The organism is Mesorhizobium sp. M1006 (assembly GCF_040318825.1).
Classification (GTDB): Bacteria; Pseudomonadota; Alphaproteobacteria; order Rhizobiales; family Rhizobiaceae; genus Mesorhizobium.
Genome location: NZ_JAMYMZ010000001.1, coordinates 225785 through 249694, shown reverse-complemented (window position 1 = coordinate 249694; position 23910 = coordinate 225785). Strand labels below are relative to the sequence as shown.

Genomic DNA, 23910 nt, shown 5'->3' with positions numbered 1-23910 from the left:
GGTCGCAACTGGCCTGGGTATGGCGAATTCGTCGTCGCCGAGCGAGCAATTAACAACTTTACAAATAATCGTTCTAATGTAAAGTTATGACAATGAAAGGTCCCCGATGACTGCCTATCGTTTCGCCACCCGCCTCAATTCCTTTGCCTCGCGGCCACAGGCCGAGTGGCCCGATCTTGTCGGCAAACCGTCCATGCTGCAAATGGCGGCACGTGCGGCGAAGGTTGCGGAGTTGACCGATCTCGACCTCAACTTCCCCGACCATGTCGATGAAAAGCCTGCGGAAATAGCGCGCAAACTCGGCGATATCGGGCTTTCCATCAATGGTTTCGCCATGCGCTACTATTCCAATCCGGCTTTCAAGCTCGGCGCCTTCACCAACCCGGATCCTGCCATTCGCCGCGAAGCCATCGACCTGACCAAGGCCGGCATCGACGCCACGCGCGAGGCGGGCGCCAGCCTGATGACCTTGTGGCTCGGGCAGGATGGCTTCGACTATGCCTTCCAGGTGGACTACGCAGCGCTCTGGCAACACGAAATCGATGGCATTCGTGAAGTTGCGGCGCATGATCCGGGCTGCCAAATCAGCCTTGAATACAAACCCAACGAGCCGCGCTCCTACAGCCTGATGCCAGATGCGGCGACTACATTGCTGGCGATCCGCGAGATCGGCCTGCCAAATCTCGGCGTGACGCTCGATTTCGCCCATGTGCTCTATGCCGACGAGCAGCCGGCCTTTGCCGCAGCACTCGTGGCGCGACACAGCAAGCTGCTCGGCGTGCATCTCAACGACGGCTACGCCAAGCGCGACGACGGCCTGATGGTCGGGGCCGTGCATACGCTGCAGACGATCGAGCTGCTCAAGCAGATCCGTCGAGACGGCTATGCCGGCGCCATCTACTTCGACACGTTCCCCGACATGACCGGGCTCGACCCGGTCCACGAATGCGAAGTCAACATCGCGACTGTCAAGCGCATGCTGCGCTTCGTCGATCGGCTGGAAAAGGACAATCGCCTGTCCAGTGCCGTCGACCGTCAGGACGCGGTCGCCTCGCAGGCCATCATCCAGGAAGCCATGCTCGGGCCGGACAGCTGAGGCCGGCGGCATAGACCGTTTTTCAACAAGGGAGGAAGATCATGAAATTTCTACTTGCCACCGCTGCCGCTGCCCTGATGGCGCTGTCCATCGGCTCGGCTTTTTCCGCGGACCTCGCGCCGCTCAATTCCGACACCGAGAAGGATCGCATCGACTGGTCGCAGCTCGAGGCCAAGTTCGGGGCGTTCCCCAAGTTGCCCGAGGGTACCAAGGCGGGTGCGGTCTCCAAGACGCTGACCAATGAATACTGGCGCTCGCTGGGGGAGGGCTACAAGTCGTTCGGCGACCGCACCGGCGTGCCCGTCGTCTACCAGGCAGCGCAGAGCGAGGGCGACCAGCTCGGTCAGCTCACCATCGCCGAAGGCCTGGTCACACAGGGCTACAACGTGCTGCTCGTCTCGCCGCAGACCGACTCCAACCTGCAGCCGATCATGGAACAGGCCAAGGCGGCCAACGTGCCGGTGGTCAACGTCAACGACGCGGTCATCCCGCAGGCCGAGCATTATGTCGGTAATGTCCAGCGCGACAACGGCGTGCGCGTCGCCAAATGGTTCATCAAGAACCGGCCGGACGGCGGCAAGGTCGCCATCGTCGAAGGCCAGGCCGGCGTCTACGCCGCCGTCCAGCGCACCGATGGTTTCAAGACAACGATCACCGAGGCCGGCAAGTTCGACGTCGTCGCCAGCGTCCCCGGTAACTGGGATCGCCAGACCTCCTACGACGCGGCCACCAACATCCTGCAACAGCACCCCGACCTGATCGGCTTCTATGCCAACAATGACGGCATGGCGCTGGGCATCGTCGAGGCGGTCAAGGCTGCCGGGCTGCAGGACAAGGTTGCGGTCTTCGGCACCGACGGCATCTCCGACGCCTATGCCTCGATCCGCGCCGGCGAGCTGACCGGCACCGTCGATTCATTCCCGGTGCTGACCGGCGAGGTGGCGCTGGAATCTGCGCTGCGGCTGGTGGCCGGGCAGAAGCTGCCGCGCGTCGTTGCCACGCCGCAGGCGCTGATCACCAAGGACAATGCCGACCGTTACTCCGGCGGCGGCGATGCCGTGCGCAAGGCGCTGCTCGAGGACGCGGCAGCGGGCCAGTAGAGCAGGGCCGGCAGGTGCCGGCCTTGGGTCGGCACCTTGCCTGGAGAACCGAAGCAATGTCAGCGCGGCTGCAATTCGAGGGCATTTCCAAAGAGTTTCCGGCTGTGCGGGCGCTGAGCGAAGTGTCGTTTTCGGTCGGCGCCGGCGAGATCCATGGCCTGCTCGGTGAAAACGGCGCCGGCAAATCGACGCTGCTGCGCATACTGTCAGGCGTCTACCGACCGACGGCGGGAAGCGTGCTGATCGACGGCAAGCCGGTGATGCTGAACAATCCGGTCGCCGCACGCGCAGCCGGCGTGGCGATGATCCATCAGGAATTACAGCAGGTGCCACGCCTCAGCGTCGCCCAGAACATGTTCCTCGGCCATCCGTTGACGCGCGGCGGCGTCTTCGTCGCACGGCGCGAGCAGGAGAGCCGCGCTGCGGAAGCGCTGGCCGCCATCGACCCGACCATCGATCCGGCAGCCCCGCTTGGCAGCCTGAAGGTGGCGCAGCGGCAGATCGTCGAGATCGCGCGGGCGCTGCTCGACCGCGCCAGGATCGTGGCGATGGACGAGCCGACGTCGAGCCTCACGCCGAGCGAGTTCGAACGGCTGGCGGAAGTTATTGCCGGTCTGGCACGCGACGGTGTCGCCGTCGTCTATGTCTCGCACAAGCTGGACGAGGTGTTCGGCATCTGCCAGCGCGCAACCATCATGCGCGACGGCGTTGTGGTCGAAACCGTCGATCTCGCGCAGGTGTCGGAAAAGGCCGTCGTTTCGATGATGGTCGGCCGCGAGCTTGCCCAGGAACAACACCGCTCGCATGCTTCTCCCGAGATCAGGCTGAGCGTGCGTGGCCTCGCCTCGGCAACCAAGGTCCGTGACGTTTCGTTCGACCTGCATCGCGGCGAGGTGCTGGGCGTTGCTGGCCTGGTCGGCTCGGGCCGCACCGAACTGCTGCGGCTGCTGGCCGGCGCCGACCGGGCCTCATCAGGCGCAATAGAGATCGACGGCGCGGCGGTAAAGCTTTCCAGTCCGCGCGACGCGATCGCGGCCGGCATCGGTCTGGTGCCGGAGGAGCGCAAGCGCGAAGGCATCGTGCCGTTGCGGTCGATCTCCAGCAACATGGCGCTGGCCTCGATGGGCGTGTTCGCGCCGCGCGGCGTCATCGATCACAAAAGGCTGAAACGGGTCGCGGCCGAGAAGATGAAGCGGGTCAATCTCAGGCCGTTCCTGCTCGACCGGCCGATCCGCCTGTTCAGCGGCGGCAACCAGCAGAAAGCGATCATGGGCCGCTGGCTGGCGGCGGGAACGCGGATCCTTCTGTTCGACGAACCGACGCGCGGCATCGATGTCGGCGCCAAGGCGGAGATCTACCACCTGATCGAGGAACTCGCCGCCGAAGGCCATTCGGTAATCGTCGTGTCGTCCGAACTCCCCGAGGTGATCCGGCTCGCCGACCGCGTGCTGGTCATGCGCGACGGCACGGTCGCCGCCGAACTGGGCCGCGCAAGTCTCAGCGAACAGGCGATCGCCGCGTACGCCATACCCCAAACGGAGATTGAGGCCGGCAAGGCGCAAGGCCATCGGGCCGGTGCATAACGGACAGGACCAGCCGATGACCGATATAACCCAACACACAGCAGCGCGCCCAAGGGCAGATTTCCTGCACCGGTTTTCCGTGCGCGACGCCGGCACGCTGATCGGCCTGGTGGTGATCCTCGCCGTCTTCGGGGTGCTGGTCCCCGGCTTCTTTGCCGAGCGTAACCTGATCAACATCCTGCAGCAATCGAGCATCAATGCGTGCCTGGCGTTGGGCATGACGCTGGTCATCATCTCGGGCGGCATCGACCTGTCCGTCGGGCCGACGGCAGCCCTTTCGGCGGTCATCTCGGCCTCGATGCTGGTTGCCGGAGTGCCGTTTCCGCTGGCCATCGCCGCTGGCTTCGCCATCGGCCTCGCCTGCGGACTGCTCAACGGCGTGCTGGTTGCCTATGTCGGGCTGCAGCCCTTCATCGTCACGCTGGGAACGCTCAGCACCTACCGGGCGCTGGCGCTGATCTATACCGGCGGCAATCCGGTGCTCGGCCTGCCTGCCGGCTTCCGTGCCATCTTCAACGGCTCGCTGTTCGGATTGCCCTTGGCGGTCATCATCGTGGCCGTGGTCGCGCTGATTGCCTGGATCATCCTCAAGAAGACGCCGTTTGGCGAATATCTGCTCGCCGTCGGGGGCAATGAGGAGGCGGCCTACATAGCCGGCGTGCCGATCGCTCGCACCAAGATCGCCGCCTATATGATCTCGGGCCTGCTGGCAGCGCTTGCAGCGCAGATCCTGATCGGCCGGCTGGGTGCCGCCGAGCCCATTCTCGGCAATCTCTGGGAACTCGACGCCATAGCGGCGGCGGCGATCGGCGGTGCCTCGCTGATGGGCGGCAAGGGCAGCGTCGTCGGCACCATCCTGGGCGCCGTCATTCTTGGCAGCATGCGCAACGGCCTGACGCTGATGAACGTGCAGTCCTTCTATCAGCTCCTGGCAACTGGCCTTATAATCCTCGCCGCGATGCTTATCGATCGCGTGACGAGGGGACGTGGATGACCTTGACCGGGCTGGACCTGAAAGCAGTAGGACCGCGCATTCGCATGATGATGCCGCATCTGACGCCGCTCGAGGCGAAGGTGGTTGAAACCGTCTTCGGACGGCGCGGCTTCGACGAGACCATACCGCTCAAGCAGATCGCCGAGGAGGCCGGTGTGTCGGAGGCGATGGTGGTCAAGATCGCCAAGAAGCTGGGTTTTTCCGGCTATCGCGACTTTCGCACGGCGGTCTATGAATACAGTCGCCTGCCGACCGCCGAGATGCATCAGGAGCTGTCGGTGGACGACAGTTCGGCCGAGATCGTGCAGAAGGTGTTCCGCACCTCTATCCAGGCGCTGGAGGAGACGCTCGCCATCCTCGACATGGACGATTTCGACCGTGCCGCCGATCTGCTTTACCGCGCCAGGAACCGCGATTTCTACGGCGTCGGCGGTTCGGCGCAGATCGCACGCGACGTCTCGCACAAATTCCTGCGCATCGGCATCCGCACCTCTGTCTATGACGATTCGCACATGATGCTGATGTCGGCCTCGCTGCTCGGCGCCGACGACATCGCCGTCGGCTTCTCGCATTCCGGCAACACGAGCGCTGTTATCGACGCCATCCAACTTGCGCGCAAAAGCGGCGCGCGCACGCTGGCCATCACCAACTATGACAACTCGCCATTGGCAGCCATCGCCGACATCGTGCTTTGCTCGACCGCCCAAGGCTCGCCGTTGATGGGTGAGAACGCAGCGGCGCGCATTGCCCAGCTCAACATTCTCGACGCGCTGTTCGTCGCGGTCGCGCAACGCGACTACCAGGCGGCGGAGCGCAATCTCGGCCGTACCATGTCTGCGGTGACGTCGAAACGGAAAGACAAGAACTCATGAAAGGCAAGCGGCTCATGAAGGTCTGGGGCACATGACGGCTCCTCCGCCGCTGGTGACCGTATTCGGCAGCCTGCATTACGATATCCTGGTCGAAGCCCCCGATCGCCCACGCAAGGGCGAAACGGTCACCGGCCATGCCTGGCATCCGAAATGCGGCGGCAAGGGCGGCAACCAGGCGGTGTCGGCAGCGCGGGCCGGCGTGCGTGCGGCGATGATCGGAGCTGTCGGCGACGATGATTTCGGCTGCGCGCTTCTCGACAATCTCGATCGCAACGGCGTCGACCAGCGCTTCGTGGGAGTGGCTTCGGGCGCCGGCTCGGGCATGAGCGTAGCGATTTTCGACGACAGCGGCGACTATGGCGCGGTGATCGTCTCGGGCAGCAATCTCACTCTCGGCGAAAAGGACATTACTGAGGCGGCCGAGCTGATTGCGCAAACGGCGGTTCTGCTGCTGCAGAACGAGGTACCGGAAGCCGCCAACATTGCCGCGGCGCGAGCGGTGAAGGCGCATGGCGGCCGCGTCGTTCTCAATGCGGCGCCGGCGCGAAAGCTGACAGCCGAACTGATCGCGCTGACCGACATCGTCATCGTCAACGCCATCGAGGCGGAATTCCTGGCCGGCGTTCCGGTCGTCGACACGCTCGAGGGTGCTGCGAAGGCGGCCGGCATGCTCGTCGGTTCCTATCCGGCTGCAATCGTTACGGCCGGCGGCGAGGGCATTGCCTATTGCGACCGCGACGGCCAGGCATTCGCCTTGCCGGCGATGCCGGTGGAGGTGGTCAGCACCCACGGTGCCGGTGATGAATTCGTCGGCGCCTTTGCGGCGGGGCTTGCGCGTGGAGAGCCCGTCGAGGCGGCACTTGCCGCCGCCAATGCCGCCGCTGCCTCGCTGGTCGCAACGCCGGAGCGCGAGCGCGGGGGTCTTGATCAATCTGAGCCTGCTCAGTGAGCGCCGCGATTCAATCGCTGTCGCGCGCGATCAGTTCCAGCGGCCAGACTTCACGGATGATGCGTGCGCCTTCGGCGCCGGCGTAAGCCGGGATCGATGCCAGCAGCATTTCGGCCAACCGCTCGCCCATCGGCTCGAGCGCCGGGCGGAAGCCGGTCAGCGCCGGCGAAAAATAGCGGCAGAGCGGGGTGTCGACGATGACGATCACCGCAACGTCGTGGCCGGGCCTGATGCCCGCCTCGGCCAGAGCCTTGCAGCCGCCAAGCGCCATCGCATCATTGTTGAAGATGATGGCCGTCGGCGGGTCCTTGGAGCGCATGACCTTCGGCGTCACCGCGTAGCCGCCGGCCTCGTTGATGAAGCCGTCGGCGATCAACTCGGGGTCGAATTCGATGCCGTGCCGCCGCAACGCCTTGCGATAGCCGGCGAGGAACAGATAGCCGAAATTGAGGTCGAGCGACGGGCGGATGGCGGCGATGCGGCGGTGACCGCGCGCGACGAGACGATCGACCGCGTCAGCCCCGGCTTTTTCGAAATCGAGGTCGAGCGAGGGATAGGAATCGCCGCCGGAGCGGCTGCGGCCGAGCGTCGCGAACGGGAAACCGGCCTGGGTCAGATAGTCGATGCGCTCGTCCTCGCGCCGCGTCCAGGCCAGCACCACGGCATCGGCCCGCCGCGTCTCGACGACACGGCGCAGGCGCTCCTGCTGGTAGTCGCCCGGCGCGCCCATCACCACGATCAGGTCGAGGCCGCTTTCGGCGAGCTTGGCCTGCAACCCGGTCAGGAACGGAATGAAGAACGGCTCGCCATATTCCTGGTCGCCCGGATGAGGCTGCAGCATGAAGGCGATCGAATGGGTGGCGCCGCGCCGCAGGCTGCGGCCGGACTGGTTCGGCGAATAATTCAGCTTCTTGGCCGCATCGAGCACGCGCTGGCGTGTGTCGGCATTGACATCGGCGCGGCCGTTGAGCGCGCGCGACACCGTGCCGATCGAAATATTCAGGTGACGCGCAAGGTCGTGAATGCTGGACGCCAAAGGACAGTTCTCCCCCTTGCTTGGCTAGCACCGGCTGCTCTCCGGGCCAAGCCGACGCCACGATTTTTCACAGCCGGCCAATTGACATTCTACGCCATCGGGTGTGTTCTCGTAAACGTTTACGGAAGAACGTTTGCGGCTCTGCCGTGAACGCCGTGACGATCGGTCTGGAGGGGCCGAGAGGGAGGAGTGCTGGATGATCAATGTCGTCCTGGTCGGCTGCGGCGCGATGAGCAAGGCCTGGCTCGATGCGGCCAAGCAGATCGACGGGCTCGCCATTGTCGGCCTGGTTGATCTCGACGCCGAAAGGGCGCGGGCAAGGGCGCGCGAATACGAGCTTTCCGGCGCCGTCATCGGAACTGAGCTCGACGCCGTGCTCGACCAGACCAGGCCCGACGCGGTATTCGACGTCGTGGTTCCCGCCGCCCGCCGCGAGGTCGCGCTTTCCGCCTTTGCCCACCATTGCCATCTCTTGACCGAAAAGCCGCTGGCCGACAGCCCGGACAATGCGCGTGCCATTGTCGAGGCGGCCCGCAGCGCCGGCCGCATCCATGCCGTCGTGCAGAACCGCCGCTATGTCGCCAATGTCAGGCGCATCCGGCGCTTTCTCGATTCCGGCGCCATTGGTGCGCCAACCAGCATCCACGCCGATTTCTTCGTTGCGCCGCATTTCGGCGGTTTTCGCGAAGAGATGCGCCATGTGCTGCTGCTCGATATGGCGATCCACACATTCGATGCAGCCCGCTACATGGTGGCCGGCGAACCGGCCGGCGTCTATTGCCAGGAGTGGGAGCCGGCCAACTCCTGGTATCGGCAAGGGTCGTCGGCAGCCGCAAGCTTCAACCTCGGCGGCGGCAAGCTGTTCACCTATGCCGGCAGTTGGTGCGCGGCCGGCTTCCGTACAAGCTGGGACAGTACATGGCGGATCGTCGCCGAGCGCGGCAGCATTGTCTGGGACGGCGCGGACGGATTGAAGGCGGAAGTCGTGCGGCCGGTCCGTGAAGGCCTGTTCGACCGCACCGAACCGATAGCCGTGCCGCCGCTCGACCCGGCAGATCGTGTCGGCGGCCATCTCGGCATCATCCAGGATTTCGTCCGCGCCGTCGAAACCGGCACCGAGCCGGAGACGCGCGGCGCCGACAACATCAAGAGCCTGGCCATGGTTTTCGCTGCGATCGAGAGCGCCGAAACCGGGCGCCGGGTCGCTATCGCTCAACAGGAGGGGTCATGATGCCAAACCCGCTGCTCGACATCAGGATCGGCACCATGGTGCGTGCGAACCTCGACGACCCGGCCGCCTATGTCAGGCAGATCCTGCCGCTCGGCTTCGAGAGCATCCAGCCGTTCTTCTGGCAGACGCTGGGCGGCAAGGACATTCCGCGGCTGGCGGGCGAGATCCGCGAGGCGATCGGCGATGCCGATGTCATCGTCTCGTCGATCGGCGTGTTCGGCAATCCGCTGGAGAGCGGCGAGATCGATCGCGGCGTGCTCGAGGCGTGGGAAACGATCATCGACAACGCGCATCGGTTCGGCACCAACATGGTCAGCGGCTTCACCGGCCGCATCCGCGGCAAGCCGCTGCCCGACAGCCTGCCGCGCTTCCGCGAGGTCTGGGGGCCGCTCGCCAAGCGGGCCGCCGACAAGGGCGTGCGCATCGCCTTCGAGAACTGCGCCATGGACGGCAACTGGGCCAGCGGCGACTGGAACATCGCCCACAATCCGGACGCCTGGGAGCTGATATTCAACGAATTGCCAAACGACAATCTCGGCCTGGAGTGGGAGCCCTGCCACCAGCTGGTCTATCTGATCGATCCGATCCCGCAGATCCGCAAATGGGCGCAGCGTATCTTCCACGTCCACGGCAAGGACGCGACGGTGCGCTGGGACGTGATCCGCGAACATGGCGTGTTCGGCCGCCTGCCGTTCGTGCAGATGCGCACCCCTGGCTTCGGCGACAGCGACTGGACGCGGGTGATCAGCGAGCTGCGGCTGGCCGGCTACAAGGGCGCCATCGACATCGAGGGCTGGCACGACCCGGTCTATCGCGGCGATCTCGAGATCACCGGCCAGGCGCGGGCACTGGATTATCTCCAACAATGCCGGGGAGGCGCGAGCTACCTGCCGAACCCGGTGTGAGGCTAATGCATGTCGCGCAAAAGTGCCCAGCGGTTTTGCGATAACGACATGCATAAAAACAGGACAAGCCGGCGGGAGGTGCCGGCCAGCGAAAGATTGCGGCGCAATGCCGAAGCGATCGTCAAAACCCCTCGGCTAGCGAGGGAACAAAGGGAGGATAAGTGCATGAGCATTACGATGAGAAGGACAGTTCTGCGCTCGACCGTCGCGGCGGCCGCGATGGCGCTCGCCGCCGCACTCTCGACCTTGCCGGCGCAGGCGCTCGATGCCCAGTGGTGTAAGGATGTCCATATCCGTTTCTTCGTCGGCGGCGCCGAGGGCGATGCCTTCGGCACGATCGTCTATAATGGCGCGAAGCAGGCGGCGGCCGATCTCGGGCCGAAGGTCGACTACATCTTTTCCCAGTGGGATGTCGAGAAGATGGTGCAGCAATTGCGCGAGGCTGTCGCGGTCAAGCCCCAAGGCATCGCCATGATGGGCCACCCGGGCGACGCCGCGATCATGCCGCTGGCCGAACAGGCGCACAAGGACGGCATCAAGATGATGTACCAGAACGTGCCGGTGCCGACGGTCACGGCGGCGTTCGGCGGCGGCTATGTCGGTGCCCAGCAGGAGCAGCAGGGCCGCGCGCTTGGTGCCGAGGCGGTCAAGCTGGCCGGGCTCAAGGCCGGCGACAAGGCAATCATGATCGGCCCGTTCGAGAACGAGAGCCGCGGCGCGCGCGAACGCGGCACTGTCGCTGCCCTCAAGGAAGCGGGCGTCGAGGTCATACAGCTCTCCTCGCCGCCAAGCGGCGAATGGGCTTCCGACCCCAATCTGGCCCTTCCGGTGATCACCGCGGCACTGCTCAACAATCCCGACGTCAAGGCGGTTGGCTATCCCGGCGGACAGATGCTGGGCAACGTCCCGACTTACATGCAGGCGGCGGGCAGGAAGCCGGGCGATATCTTCAACTTCGGCTTCGACACCAGCCCGCAGATCGTCGAGGGCTTCAAGGGCGGCTGGGTGCAGCTGACGGCCGACCAGCAGCCGTTCCTGCAGGGCTATCTGCCGATCCTCAGCCTCTGCCAGCAGGTTGTGCTGGGTCTCGCACCGATGAATGTCGATACCGGCGCCGGCTTCGTCACGCCGCAGAATTACGAGATCGTCGCCGAGCTCGCCAAGCAGGCGCTGCGCTGACCTCCCAAGCCGTCGGCCGGGATCGAGCCCGGCCGGCGGGACCGCCGGCGAAAAGGCCGGCACGCGACAATCAAGCGAGGATCGCCATGGCCGAACGCATCATCGAACTGCGCGACATCACCAAGTCCTACGGCCAGGTCTATGCGCTGGGCGGGGTCAATCTCAGCGTCGATCGCGGCGAGGTGGTCGGTCTGATCGGCGACAATGGCGCCGGCAAGTCGACGCTGATCAAGATCCTGTCCGGCGTGGTCAAACCGACCAGCGGCGAGATTCTCGTCCGCGGCAAGCCGGTGACCGGATGGAGCCCTGCGCGCTCGCGCGACGCCGGTATCGAAACGGTGTTCCAGGACCGGGCGCTCGCCGTGCAGCAGACGATCGTACGCAATATCTTCATGGGCCGCGAACTCACCGGCTGGCTTGGCTGGCTGAAGGTCAACAAGGAGATCGCGGAGGCGAGCCGGCTGATGCGCGAGATCGGCTTCACCTCGAAAGTGTTCACGCCACAGTCGATCGTCGGCCAGCTCTCGGGCGGCGAACGGCAGGGCGTGGCGATCGCGCGGGCCATCTATAAGAAGGCGGAGCTGATAGTCCTCGACGAACCGACGACCGCGCTATCGCTGACCGAGACCGCCAAGGTCTTCCACTTCGTGCGCCAGGTGCGGGCGAGCGGTCGCTCGATCCTGTTCATCGGCCACAACATCCACCACGTCTTCGATATCGCCGATCGCTTCGTGGTGCTGGACCGCGGCAAGGTCGCGCTCACCGCCGACCGCAGCGAGGTCAAATCGGCCGAGGATCTGATCAATTTCATGGAAGACGTCGCCCACCCCAGCGGATTGCCGGGGTTGCACGACGCGGGCGATGCAGGGAGGGCGGCACGATGAGCAAGACCATGGAACCCGATCTGCAGAGCCCCCTCGGCGGCACGCATAATGAGGCCGCCGGGAAAGAGTGGAGACACCCGTCCGACAATTGGCTGCGCGGGTTCATCCTCGACAACCGCGCCGCGCTCGGCACGCTTGCCGTGTTCATCGTCATGATGGCGGTGTTCATGATCGCCAACCCGATCGTGTTCACCACCTGGAATCTCTACAGTTCCGTGCTGACCACGCTGCCGGTGGCGTTGTTCGTGGTGGTGCCGCTGGTCTTCGTCGTCACTTGCGGCGAGATCGACCTGTCGTTTCCGGCGACAATGGGCTTTGCCTCATGGGTCTTCGCGCTGGTCGTGCAGGCCGGCTACGACCCGTTCCTCGGCATCGCCGCCGCAATCGTCACCGGCATGCTGCTCGGCTTCCTGGTCGGCTCGCTGGTCGTCTATGGCGGGCTGTCGTCGCTGATCGCCACGCTCGGCATGAATTTCCTGCTGCGCGGCCTGATCCAGATCATCAACGAGGGCAGGTCGACGGCACTGACCGGTCTTGCCGACAGCTGGGCCTACAAGATCTTCTCCAGCCAGCTTTATGGCATTCCGGTGCAGATCTTCTGGGCCATCGGCTTCGTCGTGCTGTCGGCGCTGCTTTACAACCGCCATCGCTTCGGCGCGCAGGTCAAGGTGGTCGGCGACAATCCCGACAGCGCCCAGCAGATGGGTATCGACGTCAAGCGCGTGCGGGTGAAAGTGTTCGTCTTCGTCGGTATCGGCGCGGCGATCGCCGGCACGTTCTCGGTGATGATCAACTTCACCTGGTGGCCGACGGCGGGCGACGGATACCTGCTGCCGGTGCTGGCATCGGTGTTCGTCGGCGGCACCCCGACCTGGGGCGGCATCGGTACCGTCGTCGGAGGCGCCATCGGCGCGGTCACGGTCTCGTTCATCCAGACCGGCGTCGTCGCGGCAGGCCTGAGCGGCTTCTACGTCCAGTTCTTCAACGGCCTGATCATCATCCTGTCGCTGCTCGGCCACAAGTGGAACCAGGCGCGGTATCGCTAGCGCCCGGCGGCCTCACACCCCGGTGACAAACCCGTCCAGCACGCGTTTCTGGCCGGCTTTGTCGAAGTCGATGGTCAGCTTGTTGCCTTCGATGGCCGAGATGTTGCCGTTGCCGAATTTCTGGTGGAAGACGCGGTCGCCGACGCTGAAGGGGGACGGCGTGTCGGCGACGGATTTGGCGACCAGCTCGCCGTCGATAGTGCGCCCTTTGACCGAGGTGCGACCGGCGCCGTAGCCGGAGTCGGTTTCGCCATAGCCGATGCGCTCGACCTGGTGGCCGGAGCGCGTGCCCCAATTGCGGTCGGTCGCCTCGGTGCGGTTGGCCTGAGCACGCTGCCAGCCCGGTGTCGCATAGGTGCTGGAGAAAGCGCCGGATTTTTCGGCGCCGTTATTGCCGCCGATGTTGTCGAAGCGCGACGCTCCATAAGGGTTCTGCCTGCCTGCACCTTGGCCTCCACGACCGGAGGCGAACGAGCCGCCGCCATAGGCATTGCCGTAGCCGCCGTAGGAGTTGCCGCTCTCGGAAACTTCGACATGGGCTTCCGGCAGCTCGTCAAGGAAGCGCGACGGGATGGTCGATTGCCAGAGGCCGTGGATGCGGCGGTTGGAGACGAACCAGATGTGCAGGTTCTTCTTGGCGCGGGTCAGGCCGACATAGGCGAGGCGGCGTTCCTCCTCCAGCCCTGAGCGGCCGCCCTCGTCGAGCGAGCGTTGGTGCGGGAACAGGCCTTCTTCCCAGCCGGGCAGGAACACGGTTTCGAATTCGAGGCCCTTGGCCGAATGCAGCGTCATGATGTTGACGGCGTCGAGCTCGGCGTTCTGCTCGGCGTCCATCACCAGCGCGACATGTTCGAGGAAAGAGCGCAGCGATTCATACTCCTCCATGGAGCGGATCAGTTCTTTTAAGTTCTCGAGCCGACCGGGCGCTTCGACCGAGCGGTCGTTCTTCCACATGTCGGTGTAGCCGCTCTCCTCCAGAATGGTCTCGGCGAGCTCGGTGTGCGGCGTGGTTTCGAGAGCCTTTTGCCAGCGTTCGAAATTGGCCGATACCTCGCGCAGTGCCGCGCGCGGCTTGGGCTTCAGCTCGTCGCTCTCGGCAAGTTTTGCCGCCGCCTCCAGCATCGGGATGCGCAGCGCCCGTGCGGTGTCGTGGATCTGGCGGATGGTGGCCTCGCCCAAGCCGCGCTTCGGCACGTTGACGATGCGCTCGAAGGCGAGGTCGTCGGCGCCTTGCGCGACGACGCGAAAGAAAGCCAGCGCATCGCGAATCTCGAGCCGCTCGTAGAAGCGCGGGCCGCCGATGACGCGGTAATTGAGGCCGAGCGTGACGAAGCGATCCTCGAATTCGCGCATCTGGAAGGAGGCGCGGACGAGAATCGCCATGTCGTTGAGATTGTGCTTCTGGCGCTGGTAGGCCTCGATGGTCTCGCCGACGGCGCGGGCCTCCTCTTCGGAATCCCAGGCGGCATGGACATGCACCTTCTCGTCGTCCTCGGCGATCTTTTCGGTGAACAGCGTCTTGCCGAAGCGGCCCTCATTGTGGGCGATGAGGTGGGAGGCGGTGCCGAGGATGTGCGCGGTCGAGCGATAGTTGCGCTCCAGCCGGATGATGGTGGCGCCGGGAAAATCCTTGTCGAAGCGCAGGATGTTGTCGACCTCGGCGCCGCGCCAGCCATAGATCGACTGGTCGTCGTCGCCGACGCAGCAGATATTTACGGTGGACAGGCGCGGGCTTCCCTCCCCCTTGAGGGGAGGGTGGCCGGGCAAAGCCCGGTCGGGTGGGGTCCGTGCGGCAGTGCTCGACCTACCGGCGGCAGTGCTCGACGCTCTAGCGGTGCCTTCTGCGGCAACCCCCTCCGCCCGCTTCGCGGGCACCTCCCCCTCAAGGGGGGAGGATTGCGGCCGCTGCGCCAAGAGCCGCAGCCACATGTACTGGGCGGTGTTGGTGTCCTGATATTCGTCGACGAGGATGTAGCGGAAGCGCTTGTGGTATTCCTTCAGCACGTCCGGATTGGCGCGGAAGATGCGGATCGGATGGCACAGGAGATCGCCGAAGTCGCAAGCGTTCAGCGTTTTCAGCCGCTCCTGATAGGCCTTGTAGAGCTCGCGGCCCTTGCCGTTGGCGAAGGCACGGGCATCGCCCTCGGGGATGTCGGCGGGACCGAGGCCCTTGTTCTTCCAGCCGTCGATCATCTGGGCGAACTGCTTGGCCGGCCAGCGCTTGTCGTCCAGCCCTTCGGCCTGGATAAGCTGCTTGATCAGGCGCACCACGTCGTCCGTGTCGAGAATGGTGAAGTCGGATTTGAGCCCGGCCAGCTCGGCATGTCTGCGCAGCAGCTTCACTCCAATCGAGTGGAAGGTGCCGAGCCACGGCATGCCCTCGACATTGCCTTCGCCGATCAACAGGCCGATGCGCTGCTTCATCTCGCGCGCCGCCTTGTTGGTGAAGGTGACGGCGAGGATCTGCGACGGGAAAGCCTTGCCGGTGGCAAGGATGTGGGCGATGCGGGTGGTCAGGACGCGCGTCTTGCCGGTGCCGGCGCCGGCCAACACCAGAACCGGGCCTTCAGTGGTCTCAACCGCCAGCCGCTGCTCGGGGTTCAACCCCTTGAGATAGTCGGGCGCATTGTTCTGGTTGCTGCGGGCAGCCATGGCGCGCGCGGCAATGCCCGACGGGGCCACGGGCCGCGCGTTCGGTTCGTCAAAAAAAGGCATGTCTTCCGAAAAGCCGGACATCTCTCCCCGAATGTAGTGATTCGGCAGCGAAAGGCCAGAAGTGTCTCCGTTTTGTTCTCTGTCCAGTCGGTGGACTCACAATCTGGATGGGTCCGCTAACCAAAACGCCGGGCTTGCGATGGGTCGGCACCGTAAAACGCCGAGCTTGCTTGACAGGGGAAGCGGGCCGGAGAAAGTTGCGTGGGGGCAGGAGCGCAATGCCGGGTTGCCCATGGACGCGTCGCGGAGCGCACCAGTCGAAGGAGCACCGTCTTGGCTGTGGTCATTACCTCCCTGATCCTTTTCCTCATCGGCCTGGCGGTTGGCGGCGGCGGCATCTGGCTCGTGACGCTGGGCGGCAGCTGGTACTACGTCATCGTCGGTCTAGCTTTCCTTGTCGCGGCCTGGCTGCTCTACAGGCGCAGATCCACGGCGCTGTGGCTCTACGCGGCGATCGTGCTCGGCACGCTCGCCTGGGCGGTCTGGGAGATTGGCTTCGACTGGTGGGAGCTCGGCCCGCGCGGCGGCATCATCGTGCTTGTCGCGCTATGGCTGTTGACGCCATGGGCGCGGCGCGGGCTTACCGGTCCCGACGGACGCGCGCCGCTGATCCTCGCCGTGCTGGCCTCGCTTGCGGTCGCCGGCTATTCGATGACGACCGATCCAAAGGATATTGCGGGTGAACTCAACACCGACAAGGTGACGCCGACGGCCGATCTCGGCGGCAACGTGCCGGCTGGCGAATGGCACTATTACGGTCGCACGCAATATGGCCAGCGCTATTCGCCGCTCGACCAGATCACCGCCGAAAACGTCGCCAATCTGCAGCCGGCCTGGACCTATCGCACCGGCGACGTGAAAGGGCCCGACGACATCGGCGAGACGACCTATCAGGTGACGCCGCTAAAAATCGCCGACACGCTCTACATCTGCACGCCGCATAATTTCGCCATCGCCATCGATGCCGCGAGCGGTAAGGAGAAATGGCGCTTCGATCCGCAGGTCAAGCTCAACAAGGACCGCCAGCACCAGACCTGCCGCGGCGTGTCCTATTATGCCGATGCCAGGGTCGCCGCTGGCCAGCCCTGCGCCACACGCATCTACCTGCCGACATCCGACGCCCGGCTGATCGCGCTCGATGCGGCGAATGGCCAGGTCTGCCCGACTTTCGCCGAAGGCGGCACGCTGAACCTGGTCGCCAACATGCCATATCCGAAGCCGGGCTATTATTATTCGACCTCGGCGCCGCTGATCGTCCCAACAAGATCATCGTCGGCGGCGCGGTCAACGACAATTATTCGACGCAGGAGCCGTCCGGGGTCATTCGTGCCTACGATGCCGACACCGGCGCGCTGTTGTGGAACTGGGATTCCGGCAATCCGGACCAGACGACGCCGCTGCCGCCGGGCCAGACCTACACCAACAACTCGCCCAACATGTGGTCGACGGCAAGCGCCGACGAGAAGCTCGGCCTGCTTTATGTGCCGCTCGGCAACAAGACGCCGGACCAGCTCGGCGCCGGGCGCAGCGCCAATGACGAGAAATTCTCCTCGTCGATCACCGCGCTCGATCTCAACAGCGGACAATTGCGCTGGGTGCGGCAGACCGTGCACCACGATCTCTGGGACATGGACGTGCCGGCGCAGCCGACGCTGGTCGACATCACCACGGAAAGTGGCGTGGTGCCGGCGCTGGTCGGGCCGACCAAGCAGGGCGACCTCTATGTGCTCGACCGGCGCAGCGGCGAGCCGATCGTTCCGGTCAAGGAAGTGCCGGCACCGGGCGGCGCGATCGAGGGCGACCATACCTCGCCGACGCAGCCGGTCTCGGACCTGAGCTTCAGTCCGAAACCGCTGACCGGTGCCGACATGTGGGGCATCACCATGTTCGACCAGCTGGCCTGCCGGATCGAGCTCCGGAAGCTGCGCTATGAGGGCCGCTACACGCCGCCGTCGCTGCAAGGCTCGCTGATCTATCCCGGCAATTTCGGCACCTTCAATTGGGGCGGCGTGGCAGTCGATCCGGTCCGGCAGGTGATGTTCGGCATGCCGACATACCTGGCGTTCATCTCCAAGCTGGTGCCGCGCGCCGACGTGCCGCCGCCCGGTGACACCAAGGGCAGCGAACAAGGCCTGAACCGCAATGACGGTGCGCCTTACGCAGTGATATTGAAGCCGTTCCTGTCGCCGCTCGGCATTCCCTGCCAGGCGCCGCCCTGGGGCTATGTGGCGGGTGCCGACCTTCGGACCGGCAAGATCGTCTACAAGCATCGCAACGGCACCGTCTACGACATGACGCCGCTGCCGCTGCCGTTCAAGGTCGGCGTGCCCGGCATTGGCGGGCCGATGATCACTGCCGGCGGCGTCGCCTTCCTCGGTGCGGCGGTCGATGACTATGTGCGCGCTTATGACCTGACGACCGGCAAACAGCTCTGGCAGGCGCGGCTGCCGGCCGGCGGGCAGTCGACACCGATGACCTACACGGTAGCCGACGGACGCCAGTTGGTCGTCATCGTTGCCGGCGGCCACGGCTCGGTCGGTACCAAGCCGGGCGACTATGTGATGGCCTACACGCTGCCGAAATAGAGAAGTTCCTTCAGAGCCCGGGATGCCCTTTCAGGTCGGGTACCGATGCAAGTACCTCACTGGTCAGATGCGGGCCGGCGGCTGTCTCGGCCTGCTGGACCAGCATTGTGCCGGCCTGGCTGATCTGTGCGAGCGTGAGGCCTGATGCCTTGAGTATGGCGACGCCGTTGATCAGCGCGCCGGTCTTTTCGCCGAGAGCGCCACCGAGCGCGCCCTCCAGCGAGGACAGGAGGCCACCACCGGAAGCTGCGCCGGGAGCCATGACATCATATTGCTTGGCCAGGGCGTCGGCTCCCGGGATTTTGGCGAAGAAGCTGGACAGGGTCGTGCCTTCCGCCTCGTGTTCGAGCACCGAGAAAATCGTGCCGGCGATCTTTTCCGTCAAAGCCTGGTTGAGACCAGATTTCTGGGAGACGGTGTTGATGATGTCCTGAACGTCCATGACCTTTCCTCAGGCTTTGGTGTTTGCGGGCGGGTGCCGGTTGGCGCGGATTTTGATCAACGATCGTTTGAATGCGGTGAAGGCAGTGAACCGCAGCGCCAGCAAAGCCATAGCGGCGAGGGCGAACCCACTTGCCAGAAGCGGGGAGGGAAAGGTCATGGCATATTCCTTCGTCGTCAATCAGGCATTCTTTTTCCCGCCAAATGGCCATTCTCGTTCGCCAAATGGCCCGAGTGAGGCATAGCCCGGTAACTTCTTTTTACATCGTGGTGCGTGCATTTAGCATTGCCACAAAGGACCAAAATTTAACGACAGTGCGGCGCGCGGCATCACGGCGTCGTGCAGGGACTTATGGCAGCCTCACTCAGCCGTGACTGGACCAGGCAAGCTTCGGCTCTATGTTGCCGCGGGGGGCGCCGACGAGGAGCGCGCCATGACAACACCTGCCGGACCCATTGCCGCCGAGCCTGTCATTACCCAGGCGATGATCGACGCCTATGACGAATACACGCATCTGACGCTCGACCGGCGGCGCTTCATGGAGCAATTGACCAGGCTTGCCGGATCGGGTGCGGCAGCTGCCGCGATCGCGCCGCTGCTGGCGGCGAACTCGGCCCAGGCGGCAATCGTGGCGGAAGACGATCCGCGTGTGAAAGGCGAGGACATCAGCTATCCCGGCAGCGCCGGCGAGATGAAGGGCTATCTGGTCAGGCCGGCGGAGCAGACCGGCAAGCTTGGCACGGTCATCGTGGTGCACGAGAACAGGGGTCTCAACCCGCATATTCGCGATGTGGCGCGGCGCGTGGCGCTGGAAGGGTTCGTGGCGCTTGCGCCGGACTTCATGACATCGCTCGGCGGCACGCCGGACGATGAAAACAGGGCACGTGACCTGTTTTCCCAGCTCGATCCAGCACAGGTCGCCGCCAATGCCGTGGCAACCGTCGCCTACCTCAAAGGCTACGAGGACGGCAACGGCAAGGTCGGCGCCGTCGGCTTCTGCTGGGGCGGCGGCACGGTGAACATGCTGGCCGTCAACGCGCCGGACCTCGCCGCCGCCGTCGCCTATTACGGCATGCAGCCAAAGGCCGAGGACGTGCCGAAGATCAAGGCCGCGCTCATGCTGCATTATGCCGGGCTCGACACCCGCACCAATGCCGGTATCGATGCCTTCAAGAAGGCACTCGACGCGGCTCATGTCGAATACTCGGTCTATGTCTATGAAGGCGCCAACCATGCCTTCAATAACGACACGTCGGCGGCCCGCTATGACAAGAAGGCGGCCGACCTCGCCTGGGGCCGGACGATCGCTTTCCTCAAGGAGAAGCTGGCCTGATCAGTCCGGCGCCGGCTTATGGAACGCCACGCCGGCCACCACCAGGGCGATGCCAAGGCAGTCGGTGAGGCTCGGCACCTGCCGCAGCACGATGACGCCGATCAACGTTGCGGTGACCGGCAGCAATGACAGCATCAGCGCGAAGCTGGAGCGCGGCAGCCGCGACATGGCAAGCTGGTCGCAAATATAGGGAATGACCGACGAGCAGATGCCGACGCCGACCGCCGCAAGCAGCAGCGGCGGCGCCGAGAAAGCCGGCAGAGCATCGGCGAAACCGATCGGCAGAACGACGAGAAGGGCGACCGCCATGGCGGCACCCAGCCCGGCGATGCCGTCACCAGCGCCGGCGCGCGCGACGCGGTGGCCAAGAACGATGTAGCCAACGAACAGCGTGCCGTTGAGGAAGGCCCAGAACAGGCCGACGGGATCGCTCGACCATTTGACGTCGATTAGCAGCAGGGTGCCGGCGACAGCGATTGCGAGGGCGGCGAGATTGCGCGGGCTTCTGAGGCCAACAAGCGCGACGCCGATCGTGCCGACGAATTCGATCGCTGCCACCAGGGAGATCGGCAGCCGATCGAGCGCCAGGTAGAAAGAACAGTTCATCACGCCAAGGCAGGCGCCGAAGGCCAGAAGCAGCAACTGCGTCGAGCGATCGGCGCGGGCGAAGACCGCCCATGGCCGGGTCAATGGGGCAAAGACGAGTGCCGCGGTGGCGATGCGCAGCCAAGCCATGCCGAGCACGCCGACATGCGGGAAAAGCAGCACCGCGAAGGCCGGTCCGAGATAGTGGAACACGGCGCTGACGCCGAACCAGAGATGCGGCGGGACCGCGTTTGCCAGGGTAAAGGCGGGGCCGGCGAGTGCCGGACTTGCTGCGGGGGCTTGCGTCCGATCTTGCATGGGATCAGTATCGCAGGCGATTGTTGCCATTGATATGGATAATTGCCGGGCATTTCGGCCATTTCCTTTCCGAAAGCAAGGAGTATTCCGCTGAAACGCTTTCGAAATGAAAATAGCGATCTGGATCCGGCGGACCTGAAAATTCTGCGCCTGCTGGAAAAGGACGCGCGCACCAGCACCGCCGAATTGGCGCGGTCGGTCGGCCTGTCGGCGCCGAGCGTTGCCGAGCGCATCAAGCGGCTGCAGGAAAGCGGTGTGATCGAGGCCTATACGGTGCGTATCAATCCGGCCGCGCTCGGCATGAAGCTGTCGGCATGGCTGCGGATCAGGCCGGTGCCGGGGCAACTGGCTGTCGTGGCCGAAATCATCCGCGACCTACCGGAAATCGCCCAATGCGACCGGGTCACCGGCGAGGACTGTTTCATCGCTTTGGCGCATGTCGGCTCGGTGGCCGAGCTCGAACGGGTGATCGACCGGATCATTCCGTTCGCGATGACCAATACGGCGATCATCCAGTCGTCGCCCGTGGTGCCGCGATCGCCGCTGGGGGCGGTGAAGCGCCAGCTGTGACGCTTGGGATCGTTCGTCAGCACATCATCAGAAATGCAAACCGGACGGCCGGTCTGTTTCTTCCCCCACCGTTCAGGCGTGGCCGCGTTTCATCCGCGCCTGCTTCAGGATGGCGCGCCAGCGGATCATGGCGAAAGGGATCGGCTCGTTGTTGTTGGCGATGTGGAAGATCTCGTTATTGAGGTTCTTCAGCGAGCGCCAGAAATCATAGTCGGTGATGCGTGGATCAGCCGCCAGCCTGTCCGCCTCGACCTTGATATCGGTTTTCATGCACGTTCCCCGAACCGCTGCTGCTCCGCCGCCCGTATCGCAATTCGATGCGGACGGTTTTCCAACGCCGCGCTGAGTCGTTCAACGTCTCAATTCGGCTTGTTCACGTTAAAACCTCGGTAAGGTTAACGGCGGTTGGACCGTGGTTCAAGCCGACTTACGACGAATACCGATCGAGCGGCCGGCGCGCTCCGGCATCGGCAGGGCAGCATGGGCGGCGCGCATCGCTTCCACCCTGGCCAGGACGTCGGCGGGGAAGGGCGCCACCTTCGGGCCAGCCATGTCGACATGCAGCGACAGCGTTTCGGATGTGGCGGCAAGCCAGCCGTCGAGATGGCGGATTTCTTGATAGGCCCTCAGCCGCTTGTCGTCATGGTCGAGGAGTTGGAACGAGACCGTGACCTTGTGGTCGAGATGCAACTCCTGGACGTAGCAGACATGGACTTCCGCCGTGTAGATGGTCAGCCGTCGTTCTTTCACATAATCCGGCCCCATCCCCATCATCTCGAAGGCTTCGTCGGAGCAACGATCGAAAAGCACGTTGTAGTAGGCCATGTTGAGATGGTCGTTGTAGTCGATCCAGGCCTCCTCGATGTCCATGGCGCGGGAGACGAAAGGGGCGGGGATGGGCATCGGAAACTTCCTTCTCGTCATGCCGGGATGAGCGTGGACTGGACAGAGCGTGGTTGGTGAGACTACGCATCCGTAGATGCAGAACAAGGGTGGACGCTGGTCCATTCGCGGAGGAATCGATGGCTCTAAGCGACCTCAATCCGGTCGAGCGCAACGAAGAAGGCATTGCCGCCGTACTCGGCATCCTCAAGCAGCGGCTCGGCGAGCGATTCCAGACCGGCCAGGCGATCCGCGCCCAGCACGCGCACACCACGACCTATATCCCGACGCAGGCGCCGGACGGCGTCGCCTTTGCCGAGACGACGGAGGAGGTGCAGGAGATCGTGCGCGCATGCGCGGCACATCGCGTGCCGGTGATCGCCTTTGGCGTCGGTTCCTCGCTGGAAGGCCACACCAATGCGCCGGGCGGTGGCATCTCGCTCGATACGTCACGCATGAACCGCATCATTGCGGTCAATCCGCAGGACCTCGACTGCACCGTCGAGCCCGGCGTGACGCGCGAGGATCTCAACCGGCATCTGCGCGACACCGGCCTGTTCTTTCCGATCGACCCGGGCGCCAACGCCTCGCTCGGCGGCATGGCGGCGACGCGTGCGTCGGGCACCAACGCGGTGCGCTACGGCACGATGCGCGAGAACGTCCTGTCGCTGACGGCGGTGATGGCCGACGGGGAAGCAGTGACGACCGGCAAGCGCGCCAAGAAAAGCTCGGCCGGCTATGATCTGACGCGGCTGCTGATCGGTTCGGAAGGCACGCTTGGCATCATCACCCAGCTGACCTTGAAGCTGCAGGGCATTCCACAGGCGATTTCAGGCGGCGTCTGCCCGTTTCCCAGCCTCGAGGCGGCGTGCAACACGGTGATCGCGACCATCCAGATGGGCATTCCGGTGGCGCGCATAGAATTGGTCAACGCGCTGCAGATGCGGGCGATGAAGACCTATTCGAAGCTCGACTATCCGGAGAGCCCGTGCCTGTTCGGCGAGTTCCACGGCAGCGATGCCAGCGTCGCCGAACAGGCCGAGACCTTCGGCATGATCGCCGAGGAAAATAGCGGCGGTCCGTTCCTGTGGACCAGCGTCGCCGAAGAGCGGACAAAATTGTGGAAAGCCCGGCACGATGCCTACTGGTCGTCGCTGACGCTGCGGCCGGGCGCCAAGGGCCTGTCGACCGATGTCTGCGTGCCGATCTCGCGCTTTGCCGAATGCGTCACCGAGACCGAGGCGGATATCGCCGAGATGGGCCTGATCGCCCCGATCGTCGGCCATGCCGGCGACGGCAATTTCCATGTGCTGGTGCTGATGGACGTGGATGACCCGAAAGAGATCGCACTGGCCGAAAAATTCGTGGCGCGGCTCAATATGCGCGCCATCGCCATGGACGGCACCTGCACTGGCGAGCACGGCATAGGGCAAGGCAAGATCGGCTTCCTGCGGCATGAGCTCGGCCATGGCGTCGACATCATGCGCACGATCAAGCAGGCGCTCGATCCGCTGAACATCATGAACCCGGGGAAGATACTGCCGGGAAAGGACTGACATCAGGCCGCTGCCGCGCCCCGATTTGCCTCTTTATCGACACGCTGAT

21 protein-coding genes and 1 pseudogene are annotated in these 23910 nt (G+C 64.5%); 15 read left to right on the top strand and 7 right to left on the bottom strand.

What is annotated here, in order from left to right; translation table 11 throughout:
- Positions 1-106 precede the first annotated feature (106 nt).
- Genes NKH60_RS01245 through NKH60_RS01220 form a run of 6 tightly spaced genes read left to right on the top strand, consistent with a single transcriptional unit; the run spans position 107 to position 6594 of the window.
- Positions 107-1096 carry a TIM barrel protein gene (locus NKH60_RS01245; protein WP_352870902.1) on the top strand — a complete coding sequence of 330 codons (990 nt, stop codon included), beginning with the start codon at positions 107-109 and terminating at the stop codon, positions 1094-1096.
- A 41-nt stretch (positions 1097-1137) separates the two neighbouring features.
- Positions 1138-2196, top strand: a complete 1059-nt coding sequence (locus NKH60_RS01240; RefSeq protein ID WP_352831192.1) for a sugar ABC transporter substrate-binding protein — start codon at positions 1138-1140, stop codon at positions 2194-2196.
- Positions 2197-2252: 56 nt separating this feature from the next.
- Entirely contained in the window at positions 2253-3779 is a 1527-nt protein-coding gene (locus tag NKH60_RS01235; protein ID WP_352831190.1) for a sugar ABC transporter ATP-binding protein, read from the top strand.
- 16 nt (positions 3780-3795) lie between these two features.
- Complete coding sequence (locus NKH60_RS01230; protein ID WP_352831188.1) at positions 3796-4773, top strand: ABC transporter permease; 978 nt, start codon at positions 3796-3798, stop codon at positions 4771-4773.
- Positions 4770-5645 (top strand): MurR/RpiR family transcriptional regulator, encoded by an 876-nt coding sequence (locus tag NKH60_RS01225; RefSeq protein ID WP_352831186.1) that lies wholly within the window; start codon positions 4770-4772, stop codon positions 5643-5645. Before NKH60_RS01230 ends, NKH60_RS01225 begins: the two co-directional genes overlap by 4 nt.
- Before the next feature lie 31 nt (positions 5646-5676).
- Entirely contained in the window at positions 5677-6594 is a 918-nt protein-coding gene (locus NKH60_RS01220) for a ribokinase (RefSeq protein ID WP_352831184.1), read from the top strand.
- 10 nt (positions 6595-6604) lie between these two features.
- On the opposite strand, the gene NKH60_RS01215 is transcribed toward NKH60_RS01220, so the two are convergent.
- Positions 6605-7630 (bottom strand): LacI family DNA-binding transcriptional regulator, encoded by a 1026-nt coding sequence (locus NKH60_RS01215; protein ID WP_023676728.1) that lies wholly within the window; start codon positions 7628-7630, stop codon positions 6605-6607.
- Positions 7631-7826: 196 nt separating this feature from the next.
- Between NKH60_RS01215 and NKH60_RS01210 the strand changes: the two genes are divergently transcribed.
- The 5 genes from NKH60_RS01210 to NKH60_RS01190 all read left to right on the top strand — a co-directional run bounded on the left by NKH60_RS01210 (position 7827) and on the right by NKH60_RS01190 (position 12875).
- Positions 7827-8861 (top strand): Gfo/Idh/MocA family protein, encoded by a 1035-nt coding sequence (locus NKH60_RS01210; RefSeq protein WP_352505622.1) that lies wholly within the window; start codon positions 7827-7829, stop codon positions 8859-8861.
- Complete coding sequence (locus NKH60_RS01205) at positions 8861-9766, top strand: sugar phosphate isomerase/epimerase family protein (protein WP_352505670.1); 906 nt, start codon at positions 8861-8863, stop codon at positions 9764-9766. Before NKH60_RS01210 ends, NKH60_RS01205 begins: the two co-directional genes overlap by 1 nt.
- Before the next feature lie 165 nt (positions 9767-9931).
- Positions 9932-10945, top strand: a complete 1014-nt coding sequence (locus NKH60_RS01200) for a substrate-binding domain-containing protein (RefSeq protein ID WP_023676725.1) — start codon at positions 9932-9934, stop codon at positions 10943-10945.
- Positions 10946-11031: 86 nt separating this feature from the next.
- Complete coding sequence (locus NKH60_RS01195) at positions 11032-11829, top strand: ATP-binding cassette domain-containing protein (protein WP_352505623.1); 798 nt, start codon at positions 11032-11034, stop codon at positions 11827-11829.
- Positions 11826-12875 carry an ABC transporter permease gene (locus NKH60_RS01190; RefSeq protein WP_352505624.1) on the top strand — a complete coding sequence of 350 codons (1050 nt, stop codon included), beginning with the start codon at positions 11826-11828 and terminating at the stop codon, positions 12873-12875. Before NKH60_RS01195 ends, NKH60_RS01190 begins: the two co-directional genes overlap by 4 nt.
- A 12-nt stretch (positions 12876-12887) precedes the next feature.
- Here the strand turns inward: NKH60_RS01190 and NKH60_RS01185 are convergent, their stop codons facing one another.
- Positions 12888-15611 (bottom strand): ATP-dependent helicase, encoded by a 2724-nt coding sequence (locus tag NKH60_RS01185; protein ID WP_352614311.1) that lies wholly within the window; start codon positions 15609-15611, stop codon positions 12888-12890.
- A 252-nt stretch (positions 15612-15863) separates the two neighbouring features.
- On the opposite strand from NKH60_RS01185, the pseudogene NKH60_RS01180 reads away from it, so the two are divergent.
- A pseudogene (locus tag NKH60_RS01180) lies at positions 15864-18175 on the top strand (glucose/quinate/shikimate family membrane-bound PQQ-dependent dehydrogenase).
- A 10-nt stretch (positions 18176-18185) separates the two neighbouring features.
- Here NKH60_RS01180 and NKH60_RS01175 read toward each other — a convergent pair.
- Both NKH60_RS01175 and NKH60_RS01170 read right to left on the bottom strand, forming a co-directional pair.
- Positions 18186-18617: a hypothetical protein gene (locus tag NKH60_RS01175; RefSeq protein WP_352815403.1), complete on the bottom strand. Its 432-nt coding sequence runs from the start codon at positions 18615-18617 to the stop codon at positions 18186-18188.
- A 9-nt stretch (positions 18618-18626) separates the two neighbouring features.
- On the bottom strand, positions 18627-18797 hold the full coding sequence (locus NKH60_RS01170) for a hypothetical protein (protein WP_352471599.1): 171 nt from the start codon (positions 18795-18797) through the stop codon (positions 18627-18629).
- Between the two features lie 253 nt (positions 18798-19050).
- Between NKH60_RS01170 and NKH60_RS01165 the strand changes: the two genes are divergently transcribed.
- A complete protein-coding gene (locus NKH60_RS01165; protein WP_352831181.1) occupies positions 19051-19950 on the top strand; it encodes a dienelactone hydrolase family protein in 900 nt (299 codons plus the stop codon).
- Here the strand turns inward: NKH60_RS01165 and NKH60_RS01160 are convergent, their stop codons facing one another.
- Positions 19951-20853 (bottom strand): EamA family transporter, encoded by a 903-nt coding sequence (locus tag NKH60_RS01160; protein ID WP_352831180.1) that lies wholly within the window; start codon positions 20851-20853, stop codon positions 19951-19953.
- A gap of 90 nt (positions 20854-20943) precedes the next feature.
- Here NKH60_RS01160 and NKH60_RS01155 point away from each other — a divergent pair, with 90 nt between their 5' ends.
- Positions 20944-21423, top strand: coding sequence for an Lrp/AsnC family transcriptional regulator (locus tag NKH60_RS01155; protein ID WP_352831290.1), 480 nt, complete (start codon positions 20944-20946; stop codon positions 21421-21423).
- A gap of 72 nt (positions 21424-21495) precedes the next feature.
- Here NKH60_RS01155 and NKH60_RS01150 read toward each other — a convergent pair whose 3' ends face one another.
- A complete protein-coding gene (locus NKH60_RS01150; RefSeq protein ID WP_023676715.1) occupies positions 21496-21693 on the bottom strand; it encodes a hypothetical protein in 198 nt (65 codons plus the stop codon).
- A gap of 147 nt (positions 21694-21840) precedes the next feature.
- Positions 21841-22326 (bottom strand): thioesterase family protein, encoded by a 486-nt coding sequence (locus NKH60_RS01145; protein ID WP_352870896.1) that lies wholly within the window; start codon positions 22324-22326, stop codon positions 21841-21843.
- Positions 22327-22445: 119 nt separating this feature from the next.
- Here NKH60_RS01145 and NKH60_RS01140 point away from each other — a divergent pair, with 119 nt between their 5' ends.
- Positions 22446-23861, top strand: coding sequence for an FAD-binding oxidoreductase (locus NKH60_RS01140; protein WP_352870894.1), 1416 nt, complete (start codon positions 22446-22448; stop codon positions 23859-23861).
- Positions 23862-23910: the final 49 nt, after the last annotated feature.